General features: G+C 43.9%; 10 protein-coding genes. 3 read left to right on the top strand and 7 right to left on the bottom strand.

The features are described 5' to 3' along the window. Both BLT_RS0106910 and pruA read left to right on the top strand, forming a co-directional pair. On the top strand, positions 1-1,440 hold a 1,440-nt coding region (locus BLT_RS0106910; RefSeq protein ID WP_017727054.1), incomplete at its 5' end, for a heavy metal translocating P-type ATPase. Between the two features lie 253 nt (positions 1,441-1,693). Further along, positions 1,694-3,241: an L-glutamate gamma-semialdehyde dehydrogenase gene (gene pruA / locus BLT_RS0106905; protein ID WP_017727053.1), complete on the top strand. Its 1,548-nt coding sequence runs from the start codon at positions 1,694-1,696 to the stop codon at positions 3,239-3,241. Positions 3,242-3,374: 133 nt separating this feature from the next. Here the strand turns inward: pruA and BLT_RS23655 are convergent, their stop codons facing one another. The 3 genes from BLT_RS23655 to BLT_RS0106890 all read right to left on the bottom strand — a co-directional run bounded on the left by BLT_RS23655 (position 3,375) and on the right by BLT_RS0106890 (position 7,004). Then, complete coding sequence (locus tag BLT_RS23655) at positions 3,375-3,476, bottom strand: TipAS antibiotic-recognition domain-containing protein (RefSeq protein ID WP_152414296.1); 102 nt, start codon at positions 3,474-3,476, stop codon at positions 3,375-3,377. 141 nt (positions 3,477-3,617) lie between these two features. Further along, positions 3,618-5,126, bottom strand: a complete 1,509-nt coding sequence (gene putP / locus BLT_RS0106900) for a sodium/proline symporter PutP (RefSeq protein ID WP_017727052.1) — start codon at positions 5,124-5,126, stop codon at positions 3,618-3,620. 294 nt (positions 5,127-5,420) lie between these two features. Beyond that, positions 5,421-7,004 carry a sigma-54 interaction domain-containing protein gene (locus BLT_RS0106890; protein WP_152414298.1) on the bottom strand — a complete coding sequence of 528 codons (1,584 nt, stop codon included), beginning with the start codon at positions 7,002-7,004 and terminating at the stop codon, positions 5,421-5,423. Positions 7,005-7,197: 193 nt separating this feature from the next. On the opposite strand from BLT_RS0106890, the gene BLT_RS0106885 reads away from it, so the two are divergent. Beyond that, on the top strand, positions 7,198-8,115 hold the full coding sequence (locus BLT_RS0106885; RefSeq protein ID WP_394295504.1) for a proline dehydrogenase family protein: 918 nt from the start codon (positions 7,198-7,200) through the stop codon (positions 8,113-8,115). Between the two features lie 82 nt (positions 8,116-8,197). On the opposite strand, the gene BLT_RS0106880 is transcribed toward BLT_RS0106885, so the two are convergent. From BLT_RS0106880 to BLT_RS21550, 4 genes are all read right to left on the bottom strand, one after another. Next, a complete protein-coding gene (locus tag BLT_RS0106880; protein ID WP_017727048.1) occupies positions 8,198-9,430 on the bottom strand; it encodes a DNA polymerase IV in 1,233 nt (410 codons plus the stop codon). 220 nt (positions 9,431-9,650) lie between these two features. Further along, complete coding sequence (locus BLT_RS0106875; RefSeq protein WP_017727047.1) at positions 9,651-10,703, bottom strand: TRAP transporter substrate-binding protein; 1,053 nt, start codon at positions 10,701-10,703, stop codon at positions 9,651-9,653. Further along, positions 10,700-11,398 carry a response regulator gene (locus BLT_RS0106870; protein WP_017727046.1) on the bottom strand — a complete coding sequence of 233 codons (699 nt, stop codon included), beginning with the start codon at positions 11,396-11,398 and terminating at the stop codon, positions 10,700-10,702. Before BLT_RS0106870 ends, BLT_RS0106875 begins: the two co-directional genes overlap by 4 nt. After that, positions 11,364-13,001, bottom strand: coding sequence for an ATP-binding protein (locus BLT_RS21550; RefSeq protein ID WP_017727045.1), 1,638 nt, complete (start codon positions 12,999-13,001; stop codon positions 11,364-11,366). Before BLT_RS21550 ends, BLT_RS0106870 begins: the two co-directional genes overlap by 35 nt. Positions 13,002-13,124 lie beyond the last annotated feature (123 nt).

Here is a 13,124-nt window from a genome sequence, read left to right as displayed (position 1 = left end):
CCAGGTGAAAAGCTTGCCATGGATGGTGTCGTTCATAAAGGGATCGCGGCAGTAAACGAAGCGATGATTACCGGAGAATCCATGCCTGTAACGAAAAAAGAAGGCGATCATGTATTTGCAGGTTCGTTAAATGAGGACGGTCTCCTGGAAATTACCGTCACAAAAGCATATGAGGACTCAACACTCGCAAAAATGATTCACCTTGTCGAGGAAGCTCAATCTGAAAAAGCCCCTTCTCAGGCGTTTATTGATCGTTTTGCTGCCCTGTACACCCCACTTATTATTTTGATCGCCTTAGCTGTTGCGACCGTTCCACCGTTATTGTTTCAAGGAGAATGGAGTGTTTGGGTGTATCAAGGGCTCGCTGTTCTTGTCGTTGGCTGTCCTTGTGCTCTCGTCATTTCAACACCAGTGTCGATTGTAACGGCAATTGGAAGCGCGGCAAGAAAAGGGGTTTTGATAAAAGGTGGTGCCCATCTTGAAGCGGCGGCGCGACTTGATACAGTCGCCTTTGATAAAACAGGGACATTAACAAAAGGAGAACCGACAGTAACTGATGTCACCTCCTTTGGTGCTGAGCCAGAAGTTTCTCTCCTTTCCTATGCAGCTTCGCTTGAACAAGGCTCCCAGCATCCGCTCGCAAAAGCGATTGTCCGCTTTGGACACGAGCAAAAAGCACCTTTCCTTGAGGTTGCTCACTTTCATTCGGAGACTGGACGTGGCGTATCTGGTGAAATCAATGAAACGACATACTATATTGGCAGTCCTTCCTTTATCGAGCAGTACCTTTCTCTTACTCAAGAGATCGTAAAAGCCATCGACAAAAAACGAAATGAAGGAAAGACGGTTGTGCTGCTCGCAAATGATGCTGCGATTCTCGGCATGCTCTCTCTAGCAGATCAAGTGCGTGAAAGCAGCTCTACGTTCATGCAGCACCTACATGATCTTGGAATTCGGCAAACCCTACTACTCACAGGGGATCATCAGAAATCAGCCGATCTTCTAGGCGCTCAGCTTGGCATCATGACTGCAAAAGGTGATCTGCTCCCGTCTGATAAGCTCGCTCAAATTAAGAAACTCGTAAGTGAAGGAAGAGAGGTGGCAATGGTTGGTGATGGTGTGAACGACGCACCAGCCCTTGCTGCCGCCAATGTTGGAATCGCCATGGGCGGTGCCGGAACAGATGCGGCTTTAGAGACGGCAGATATTGTGTTGATGAAGGATGACATGTCTAAGCTTCCCTTCACGATACGACTTAGTAAAAAGACGCTGACGATTATTAAGCAGAATGTGGCCTTATCACTTGCCTTAAAAATCATCGCGCTCCTTCTCGTCATTCCAGGCTGGCTAACGCTTTGGATTGCCATTTTTGCTGACATGGGAGCAACCCTCCTTGTCATGCTTAATGGGTTACGGCTGTTGCGTATACGAAATAGCTAAAAAGCATCTCCAACAGAATATCCTTATACTAGAGGCTACCGCTTTTGGTAGTCTCTTTTTTTGATTATAACTTTGAACTAAGACAAAAGTGTCTAATGTTTATACGTTCTTTGTTTATTTTTACAGCTTTGTTTAATTAGACCCTGTTTTCTTTCACATTCCTTCTTCTCTCCCTGCATGGAAAGGATTTTTTAGTTGGCACAAATTTTGCATTAATAATTAAGTGACAATTTATTCAATGGAGGGATGAACGATGTTAACACCATACAAGCATGAGCCGTTTACAGATTTTTCAGTCGAAACGAATCGCAAAGCGTTTGAAAGCGCCCTATGCCAAGTTGAAAAAGAGTTGAATCAAGCGTACCCGCTGATTGTGAATGGGGAAAGAATAACAACTGAGGACAAAATTGTCTCGGTCAACCCATCAAATAAGGAAGAAGTGATCGGCACCGTTTCGAAAGCAAACCGAGAAATCGCAGAAAAAGCGATTGAAGCGGCAGACGAAGCATTTAAAAGATGGCGTAACGTGAACCCAGAAGAGCGGGCAAACATTCTTGTCCGAGCTGCTGCGATCGTTCGTCGGCGCAAGCATGAGTTTTCTGCATGGCTCGTAAAGGAAGCTGGGAAGCCGTGGAAGGAAGCAGATGCTGATACAGCGGAAGCAATTGATTTTATGGAATATTATGCAAGGCAGATGATTGAATTAAAAGATGGAAAACCTGTGAATAGCCGTGAAGGTGAGCATAATCGTTATTTTTATACCCCGATTGGCGTGACGGTGACGATTTCTCCATGGAATTTCGCCTTTGCGATTATGGCGGGGACGACCGTGGCTCCCATTGTTACAGGAAATACCGTTGTGTTAAAGCCAGCTAGTACAACGCCTGTCGTTGCTGCAAAGTTTGTTGAGGTGCTCGAGCAAGCTGGTCTTCCAAAAGGGGTCGTTAATTATGTTCCAGGAAGCGGTGCCGAGGTTGGCGACTACCTTGTGGACCATCCAAAAACAAGCATCATCACATTCACAGGCTCCCGAGATGTTGGCGTTCGTTTATACGAGCGTGCTGCCGTTGTTCATAAGGGACAAATGCATTTAAAGCGTGTCATTGTTGAAATGGGCGGAAAAGATACCGTCGTTGTAGACAAGGATGCTGATCTTGAATTAGCTGCCCAATCCATTGTCGTTTCTGCCTTCGGTTTTTCAGGTCAAAAATGCTCTGCAGGGTCTCGCGCTGTCGTACATGAGGATGTTTATGACGAAGTGCTTGCTCGAGCGGTGGAACTGACAAATGAGCTTTCTGTTGGTGAGCCAAAGACGAACGAAACCTATATGGGTCCTGTGATTGATCAAAAAGCCTACGACAAAATCATGTCTTACATTGACATAGGCAAAAACGAAGGACGTCTTATGACCGGCGGAAAAGGTGATGATTCAAAAGGCTTTTTTATTGAACCAACTATTATCGCAGATCTAGCTCCAGATGCTGTGATCATGCAGGAAGAAATTTTCGGTCCTGTTGTCGCCTTTAGTAAAGCGAAGAATTTTAATCATGCGTTAGAAATTGCCAACAACACAGAGTACGGTTTAACAGGTGCAGTGATTACAAACAACCGTGACCACATTGAACAAGCAAAGCGAGATTTCCATGTTGGAAACCTATACTTTAACCGCAATTGCACGGGTGCCATTGTTGGCTATCATCCATTTGGTGGCTTTAAAATGTCCGGAACCGACTCTAAAGCTGGCGGACCTGATTACCTTCCGCTTCACATGCAGGCAAAGACCGTTTCTGAAATGTATTAGTACAATTGGCTTTCATCAAGCCCAAAGAAGACCACTGTTCGTTCCTTATGTGTTAGGTACGAACACGGAATGTTATCCTTTCCCATTCGCTTAAAGGAAGCAACCCCCGCGCTTTTACACGCGAGGGTTGCTTTTATCTGTTTTGTTCACGATACCATTTCATCGCTTCACTTAAAAACTCGGCAAGACCGTCATGATATTGATTAATATTTTTCGTAAAACGGGTCTCGGACATAACCGAACGTGTACGATTGAAAATGCGAACAATGCACAACCTTAGCGGAGGATAGTTCCGAAGCGATTGCTATGCAGCAACGATCATGACGTTCGCATTTCTCATCAATAAAAACTCTTTTGTCCCAGCCTCTCTTTGAGCTTATATAATCGGTGTTTTCGCCTGTTCAAATTCCTCTTGAATTTCTTTGGAAGGCTCTTTATCGATAAGACTTACAACAATGATCGCAATCCCAGCAAGAATAAAGCCTGGAACAATTTCGTAGAGTCCTAGAATCGGGTACTGTTCAGCTGTGAGATTAAACCACCGATCGAGCTCTGCCCATACAACTACCGTTATTCCACCGACGATCATCCCAGCAAGGGCACCATTTCGTGTCATTCGCTTCCAAAACAGCGCAAGCAGCAAGACAGGGCCAAAAGCTGCTCCAAACCCTGCCCAGGCATAGCTGACAAGATCTAACACACTACTTTCCGGATTATAAGCAAGACCAATGGCAATCAACGAAATAACAAGAACACCGATTCGTCCCACCCATATAAGCTCTTTTGGTGAGGCATTCTTCCGCAATAAGCCTTTGTAAAAATCCTCAGCTAAGGCACTTGATGAAACGAGCAGCTGCGAATCGATTGTACTCATAATCGCTGCCAAAATTGCAGCAAGTAAAAAGCCGGCAACCCATGGGTTGAATAGCAATTGCGAGAACAAAATAAAGGCTGTTTCATGTCCTCCGTCAGGTAGTGGCGCGCCACCAGGACCATTTGCCGAGAAGTAAGCGATCGCGAAAAAGCCAGTGAAAATTGCACCAAATAGGGATAGAATCATCCAGGACATCCCGATAAACCGCGCTTTTGGAATTTCATTTAAAGACTTTACCGCCATAAATCGAACAATAATATGCGGTTGACCAAAATAACCAAGTCCCCAAGCAAGTAAGGAAACCACGCCGATAAAGGTTGCACCTTGAAACGCATCAAGGTAAGAAGGGTCAATGCTTCCTATCGTATCAATCGCTTCACCCCATCCGCCCACTTCCCTAATGGCTACAATCGGAATAATGATAAGGGCCAAAAACATCATCGTTCCTTGAAACACATCGGTCCAGCTAACGGCTAGAAACCCACCGAGGAAGGTGTAGGAGATGATAACAACAGCACCAACCCAAAGGGCTTGCGTGTAGCTCATTCCAAAGGATGCTTCAAACAACAGAGCTCCGCCAACAAGTCCAGATGACGTATAAAATGCAAAGAAGACGAGGATGACAAGGGCAGAGACGACACGCAGCATTCTCGATTGATCATGAAATCGATTTTCAAAGAAATCAGGCAGTGTAATCGAGTCTTTCGCCACTTCTGTATACTTGCGAAGACGAGATGCCATAAATTGCCAGTTTAAAAAAGCACCAATGGAGAGACCAACAGCAATCCAAATTTCCCCCATTCCTCCGAGATAGATTGCACCTGGCAAGCCAAGCAATAACCAGCTACTCATATCGGACGCACCCGCACTTAGCGCCGCTACGGTTCCGCCAAGGCGGCGGCCACCTAAAACATAATCAGATAAGTCCTTTGTCACACGATAAGCAATAATCCCAACAACCATCATCCCCACTAGATAAACAATAAAGGTAATCAGTGTCGCATCATTCAACAGACTCACTCCCTTCCTTTAAATAAAGTTAGCGCCGATAAAATGAGAATGGCACCCATTGGTACAAAAAGTAAAAACAAGGTTGCAAAAGGTATGCTATACATATGCTCCCCCTCCTATAGTTATTTAAATTATTAGAATTCATAAATAATAAATGCAATAATTATGCCAACAACGCTTACCAACGATTTCTGAAAAATGCCCTACTATTTAAACACTAGTGTTTATTTGGAGTCTACATTTCAATGATTGATTAAACAATGTTGTAAGAAAAAGGAGACAATATGCGCTCTACTAAGTAAGTCCATATTTTTTCATTTTATTGTAAAGAGTTGCTCGCGATACACCTAAAAGTTTCGCAGCTGCTGATTTGTTTCCATAGGTCTTGCTTAATGCTGCTTGAATTTGACCCGCTTCATCCTGAGCAGGCATTCGTTTCCCCATCTTCATCTTTTCATCTACAGGAGGAGGTGTTTTTTCCTTTGCAGACGTGAACGTAGAAAAGCCCTCTGGCAAATGATGCAGCTTAATCACCTCGTTTTCATCTCCACCAAGAATGACAATTCGCTCAATTATATTTCGCAGCTGGCGGATGTTTCCAGGCCATCTGTACGTAAGAAGGGCATACATCACCTCAGGCTCCATTTTCGGGATTGGCTTCGCATATTTTAACGAAAACTCTTTTAAAAACAGTTGAATTAACTCAGGGATGTCTTCGTTCCGCTCGCGTAGCGGCGGAATCGAAATCGAGATGACGTGCAAACGGTAGTAAAGATCTTCTCGAAAGGAGCCTTCTTCCACCATCTTTTCTAACGTTCGATTGGTTGCGGCTACGATCCGTACATCAATTGGAATCGGCTGGGCACCACCGACACGGTAAAACGTTTTTTCCTGCAAGACTCTAAGTAGCTTTACTTGAAGCTCAAGAGGCATTTCGCCAATTTCATCAAGAAAAATCGTTCCTTCCTTAGCAGCATCGAACTTCCCCTTCTTCCCTCCCTTTACTGCTCCTGTAAAGGCTCCTTGCTCATATCCGAAAAGCTCACTCTCAAACAATGAGGCTGGTATCGCGCCACAGTTAATGGCGACAAATGGTTTATTGGCTCGCTTGCTCGCTAAATGAATGCCTTCAGCAAACAACTCCTTACCAACACCGCTCTCACCTGTAATTAAGACAGGGGCATCGGTGGCGGCAACTTTTTTCGCAAGGGTGAGCGCTTGCTGCAATGTGGAACTGCGTCCTTTGATTTTTTGAAACGGCGACCTGTTTTTTTCGTGGCTGACGTTGTGTTCTAAATCATGTAAGTACGCCGTTGTTGTGGAGAGCTCGTTGTTCAGCTTCACTAATTCACTAATGTCACGTTCAATGGAGATTCCACCAATAATGTTGTGGTTTAAGTAAACAGGGAGCGCTGTGATAAGCACGTGGATATTTGGCTTGGGCTGATTGTATTGCTTCGTGATGCTTGTTCCTTCCGTAATGGCCGACATGAGCATCACCGCTTCTTTTTTAAAAAAATTCGTGATCGGCTTCTTCAGGACATCTTCTGCTTTTAACGCATACATTTCTTCTGACCGTTTATTCCAAGCAATAATTTCTCCTTTCTCATTCACAACCGTGATCGCATCATCAGCAGTGGCAAGAAAGGCTTGAACAAACGAAGAAAGGGCTTGATACTTAGACATTAATTGTTCAACAAAAGTTGTGTAAGGAATCCAGCCAGTCTGCTCCCCTTGGTCATTTTTCAACAAAAGATTTTTTTGGATGCCTACATCGACTTCTTTCAACTCTGCCGTATTCGAATAAACAACCATTTCCTCCTCATTCAACAACCCTTCTACGGGTAAGGCAATTTCCTGTAAGCGGGCATCTTGCATCACGTTTTTTGCACCTCTCATTCTTCATAATTTTCGAGTAGGTTTACAAAGTTGTCTAGTTGACATTTACTTTATACGAAATTGTCAAACAAATCTACACTTCTTTTCTTTTCGACACCGTTTCTCGCGAAAAATGTTGGCATGATTATTGCAATAGTTAATGAGTAAATAACGTGAGTGGAGGTTTTTTATGATGGTTCTACAGCAGCCGTTAAAATCATTTTTTACGTTTTTATCTCATAACCGGACGATGAATCAGCTAGCGAAAAAATGGGGATTAAAGCTTGGTGCTTCTCAAGTCGTGGCAGGCACTACCATCGAAGAGGCCATTGCCCGTGTCAATGATCTCAATCAAAAAGGTTTATTCTGCACGTTAGATCATTTAGGCGAATTTGTAAACTCCAGACAAGAAGCGATAGAGGCTACTGACTATTGCATTCGTACATTGGAGCAGATCGCTCAAACAGGCGTCAATTGCAATCTTTCTTTGAAGCTAACACAGCTCGGACTAGGCATCGATGATCGCTTTTGCTTGGAAAACATGCAACGAATTATGAAAACGGCTTCATCCCTTGATATTTTTGTGCGAATTGATATGGAAGACTACTCTCACTGCCAACAAACGCTTGATATTTTGGCAGAATTGCGCAAAACATATTCAAATATCGGTACCGTGATTCAAGCCTATTTGTATCGTGCGGAAGAAGATGTCCAAGCATTAGCAGGGGTTCCTCTTCGTCTTGTGAAAGGAGCCTATAAGGAGTCAGCAAATGTAGCGATGCAGCAAAAGAAAGACATTGACGAAAATTTCTTTTCATTGATTAAGCTCCATCTGAGCAGTGGTGCCTATACGGCGATTGCTACTCATGACCATCGTATTATTGAGCGAGTGAAGAAATATACGAAAGAAAACAAGATTCCTTGCTCCCAATTTGAATTCCAGATGCTGTACGGATTTCGAGTAAATTTGCAGGAGGAACTCGTCAAAGAAGGCTATCAGATGCGTGTCTATGTTCCTTTCGGGATCGATTGGTTTGGCTATTTTATGAGACGTTTGGCGGAACGTCCTCAAAATGTGGCGTTTGCTTTAAGAGGATTTTTCTCGAAATAATTGAGAGAGGAGAAATGACTCCCTCTCTTTCTTTATAAAAGCGTCGTCTTTTTTTATGAGAATGGCACTAAAGATGAATGACTTATTTGTAATGACCTCCGATTTTCACTGCCCGCTCTTTTGCTTGGCTCGCTTCAAGCAAGGAAACGGCTCTGACAATTGACACATCGCCGTATTTTTCCTTAATCGCATCCATCGTGTAACCGAGTCGGTGCAGGCGATCTCGATGATCAAAAAAGCTTAGCTGCCAGACGTGATCGCTTGTTAGCTGGGAAAGGCTGACACTGAGCCGTCGAACGGGTTTCCCGTCCCAAAAGCGTTCAAAGAGCTCACATGCGTACTGATAGACTTCCATTGTAATGTTTGTGCTATAGGGGAGCTTTTGCTGACGATGAAATCCTGTCGGTATCTCATAGTTTGCACCAGCAACACTGACGGTGATTGTACTTCCCATCACCTGAGAAGCTCGTGCTCGCTTGCAAACCTCCTCACATAGTTCAAGAAGGACGATTTTAATATCACGGATCGTCTTATAATCTCTCGGTAAAGTCATTCCATGGCCAATCGCTTTTTGGGCAGCGTGAGTGTTCGTCGTCACAGGTGAAAAATCAATTCCATTGGCTGTCATCCATAACACTTGCCCGTTAATGCCCCATCTTTTCTTCAAGGCATCGACGGAGGCATTAGCAAGCTGCCCAATCGTCCGAATCCCTTTATTCCGTAAATGAGTGCCCATTCGTCCACCAACTCCAAACATCGCTTCAACCGGGAGAGGCCATAGGTAGGTGGCAAGCTTCTCTTTCTCTAGCCAAAACACACCCGATTCGTTTTTCTTCGCAAAGTGATCACAGGCCATTTTCGCAAGCACTTTGTTTTCACCGATCCCGATTCGTGCCCGTACCTTCGTTTCAAACCAAATGTCCTTCTGGATCTTTTTTGCTATCTCCTCCGGCTTTCCGAAGAGCCTTTGGCTATTCGTGATATCCATAAACTGCTCGTCTACAGAAAAAGGTTCCACCAAATCCGTATACCGTTCAAGAATGTCCGTAATCTTAATCGACACCTCGAGGTAATCTTGCATATGCGGGCGGACCACTGTTGCATCCGGGCACTTCTGCTGCGCTTCCCATAAGCGCTCGCCATTTTTAACACCACGCTTCTTCGCTGTCGGACAGGCTGCTAAAATCACCCCTGAACGTCTTGCCGGATCTCCTGATACAAGCAACGGCTTCCCTTCAAGGGTTGGGTCTTTTGCTTTTTCAACTGATGCATAAAACGATTCCATGTCCACCATAAAGATCACTTTTTTCTTCATTTCCACACCTCTAAGAACATTTGTTCCTATTATATACGAATATATGTTTCTATATAAGTGGAAAAATTATCCTCATTATCAGTGACAAAAAGTATTTAGCAAGATCATATCTCCCCTTTGTTTTTTAAACAACTAAACATCCGATCCTAAGTAAAAGCCTTCAACTACTATAGAGCTTCTAAAGATTTCACAACCAAAACAACAAAAAAGAAGGCTTCCACTAAGAGGCCTTCTCTAGTTGCCGTACCTTTTCAAAAAGCTCGTTCCCGATCTGCTCCTCGTATTTTTCATACAAAGGAGCAAAGTGCTCCTGCCACGCTCGCCGCTCTTCTTCAGTCAGTTCATGAATGACGATTTTTTCACTGTCTTCCAGCTTTTTTAGCATCTCTTTGTTTAATTGAGTAGAATGGTTTCGCAACCATTCCGTTGTTTCCTTCATCGCCTCTTCAATGCTTTGCTGATGCTCGGCAGGAATTGTATCCCAAAATGACTCATTCATGAGAACCGCATAGCCTAAATAGCTGTGATTGCTGACCGTCATATATTCCTGTTGGCGGTAAAATCCTTTTGAAAAAATATTCGACAACGTATTTTCTGTCCCGTCAACCGTCCCTCCTGACAGAATCTCATACACCTCATTAAATGAATAGACATGGGCGGACGCACCTAAATACTGATACGTATCAATAAGGGCTTCACTTGGCATCACACGCATGCTTAAGTTTTCTACATCCTCTGGCTTTCGAATCGGACGAACATTGTTCGTAAATTGCTTGAAGCCGTTATCCCAAAATGTGAGGCCATGAAAGCCTTGATTTGAGAGGCTTTCAAAGAGAATCTCACCAACCTCCCCATCAAAAGCAGCACGAACCATGGCTTCATCCTTAAATAAATAGGGCATGTCCATAATCATCCAGTTGGGATCATGAACGGTAACCTCCGATAAAGCTGGGGCAATCAAATGAACCTCATTTTCTTTTAATGCGTCAAACTCCTCCTGTGCTTCATACAGAAGGCCGTTGGGAAACACTTGCACCTCAACCCAGCCATCGGTCTTTTCGCGAACGAGATTGGCAAAGCGGCTTGCCGCTAGTCCCTTTGGTGTGTTCTCTGCCACAACATGACTGAAGATAAGAACGATTTTTTCATTAATTCCATCTAGCTCCTCATCAATGGCATAGTCATCTTCTGAACGTTCAAAGCCAAAGCCAATATAAATGGCAGCAAAGGCTCCTAAGACTAGAAAGGATATTGTGGTAATGAGACCCTTCATGTCCTCATACCTCGTCTCTTTAGCACATACGTTTGAATCGGTCGACCAATCGTACCATAGCTTAAGTGCATGTCTACTTCCCCGATCGATTCTAAGTAGTTTAAGTAGCGGCGCACAGTGACACGGGCGAGTCCAGCAGCGGCGCCAATTTCCTCAGCTGATCTTGGTTGCTCCATTTCTTTTAAGCACTCAAGCACCTGATTTAGCGTATGACCATGAAGTCCTTTTGGCAACTCTCTTCCTCGTGCTTGCTGCTTCAATTTTATCATCTCATCAAACTTGTCCTGAGAGATTGGAGCATCCTCCTTAAGCCCATGATGCATATCTCGGTACTGACTAAGGGCCGTTTCGAGACGCTCAAAGGTAAACGGCTTTACAATGTAATCGACAACCCCTGCGCGAAGCAACGCTTTAACCGTTTTCGTATCATTGGCCGCTGTCACTGCAATGATATCGACATCAATGTTTCGCTCACGAATTTCTTGAATGAGGGAAAGTCCATCCTGCTTTGGCATATAAATATCGAGAAGAATTAAATCAGGTGAAAGCTCCATTAATTTCTCCAACCCTTCGTCACCCGTTGATGCAATTCCCTTAACTGAAAACCCCTCTACCTTTTCAATAAACATTCGATTTACTTCCTGAACCATTGGATCATCTTCAATCAGTAAAACGTGAATGATATTCTGTTCCATTTCCTATCCTCCTTCTCATCGGCAGTAGAATTACAAACGTTGTTCCTTCTCCTTCGTCACTTATCACTTCAATGCTTCCATCCACCCTATCGACAATTGAGTGAATCAGAAACAAGCCAATTCCACGACCATTTGTTGATTTTGTCGAAAAACCCCGCGTAAACATTTTCTTTCTCACATCTTCAGGAATTCCATCGCCATTGTCTGATACCTCTAAATGGAGAACCTCCTCTTTTTCTTGAATCGTAACATAGACCCGTTTTGCAGAACGCTCAAACGTTGCCAGCGCATCAAAGCTATTATCAATTAAGTTTCCGATAATCACAACAAGATCATGGGTGGATACACCTTCAGGGTAGTTAATAAACTCACTTGCTTTGTTTATCGACACTTTTATCCCTAGCTCTTTCCCGCGGCTCACTTTTCCTAACAACAAACCCGCGATGCTATCGTCATGAATTTTTTGCATAACAACCCTTGAAAGGCCTCCGTACTCTTCATCCACATCAAAAATGTAATCAAGCGCTTTTTTTCCTTGATCGAGCTGAATGAGCCCTGCGATTGTATGAAGCTTGTTCGAGTACTCATGATTCTGTACCCTTAGGGCATCAACAAACGCCTGAACACCCGTTAATTCCTGTGCCAGTCGGTCAACCTCTGACTTATCTTGAAAAAGCGCAACCGCTCCAACCGTTCTTTCACCGACTCGAATCGGAATACGGTTGCTTAAAATCGGTCGGTTTTGAATATAAAATTCTCGCTGGTACAGGGGCTCTCCTAGCGCTAAAACTTCTGGCAGTCGCGTGTCTGGAATCACCTCATGAATTCTTTTCCCAATTACATCACCCTCCACATTTAGCATCGCTTTCGCTGCCTCATTCATGACCGTTATTTTTTCATTTTCATCAATGGCCACGACACCTTCGTGAATTGCATTGAAGGTTGCGTTCCGTTCAACGAGGAGACGGGCAAGCTCATTAGGCTCCATTTCAAACGTCTGCTTTTTAATATGACTTGCTAACAGCCATGACCCCCAAAATCCAAATAAGGTGATCAGGGTGACAATTAAAAAAGCAGGTTGACGGTATTCAAGCATAAGCTCTGTCAATGTTGGCAAAACATTCCCGACAACGACAACCCCAATTTGCTCTCGATCCTGATTAAGTACAGGAGCAAACGCACGAACCGTCCTTACATCATCCGCTTTCGCTTTTGAGATATAGACATGCTCTGCAAAAGCGGCGTCCGCATCTCCACCAACAAAAGGGGTATTTATTCGTTCAGGGTTCGGATGGGTCACCCGAATACGATCTCTATTTAAGAGAACGATGTAGTCATGACTGTGAATAACACGAAGCCGCTCCACAAGTGGCTGTAGTTTAGCTGAAGCATTTTCAATGTCATCAACAAGATGCTCTTGTACCAACTCATTTTGAGCGACAAGATTTGCAGTAATCATCGCTCGCTGTGAGAGCTCTTCCTCTTTTACATCGGACATATAGCCGAGAATAATAATCCCAATCATCATTAAAGCAAAGGCAACAATGCCAAAGGCTAGACCTGTTATTTTCCAACGAATCGGTAGTTGTCGAAACGTACCCACATGCTTCTCCTATTCATTTTGGTTTTTTTCTAACTATATCATATATTCCGACATCATTTTTAACAGATACGTCATGTTTTAAGCTAGCGCGACTTTCCGTTTCAAAAAGTAAATATCCGCCGG

This window comes from Halalkalibacterium ligniniphilum (assembly GCF_000334155.1).
GTDB classification, from domain to species: Bacteria; Bacillota; Bacilli; order Bacillales; family Bacillaceae_D; genus Halalkalibacterium; species Halalkalibacterium ligniniphilum.
This window is presented reverse-complemented; position numbering and strand designations above follow the sequence as displayed.

Excerpts from the sequence above, each read along its gene's own strand:
- BLT_RS0106890 (WP_152414298.1), bottom strand. The coding sequence starts at position 7,004 with ATGCAAGATGCCCGCTTACAGGAAATTGCCTTACCCGTAGAAGGGTTG.
- BLT_RS0106880 (WP_017727048.1), bottom strand. The coding sequence starts at position 9,430 with ATGAAGAAAAAAGTGATCTTTATGGTGGACATGGAATCGTTTTATGCA.
- pruA (WP_017727053.1), top strand. The coding sequence starts at position 1,694 with ATGTTAACACCATACAAGCATGAGCCGTTTACAGATTTTTCAGTCGAA.
- BLT_RS0106885 (WP_394295504.1), top strand. The coding sequence starts at position 7,198 with ATGGTTCTACAGCAGCCGTTAAAATCATTTTTTACGTTTTTATCTCAT.
- BLT_RS0106875 (WP_017727047.1), bottom strand. The coding sequence starts at position 10,703 with ATGAAGGGTCTCATTACCACAATATCCTTTCTAGTCTTAGGAGCCTTT.
- BLT_RS0106870 (WP_017727046.1), bottom strand. The coding sequence starts at position 11,398 with ATGGAACAGAATATCATTCACGTTTTACTGATTGAAGATGATCCAATG.
- BLT_RS23655 (WP_152414296.1), bottom strand. The coding sequence starts at position 3,476 with ATGTCCGAGACCCGTTTTACGAAAAATATTAATCAATATCATGACGGT.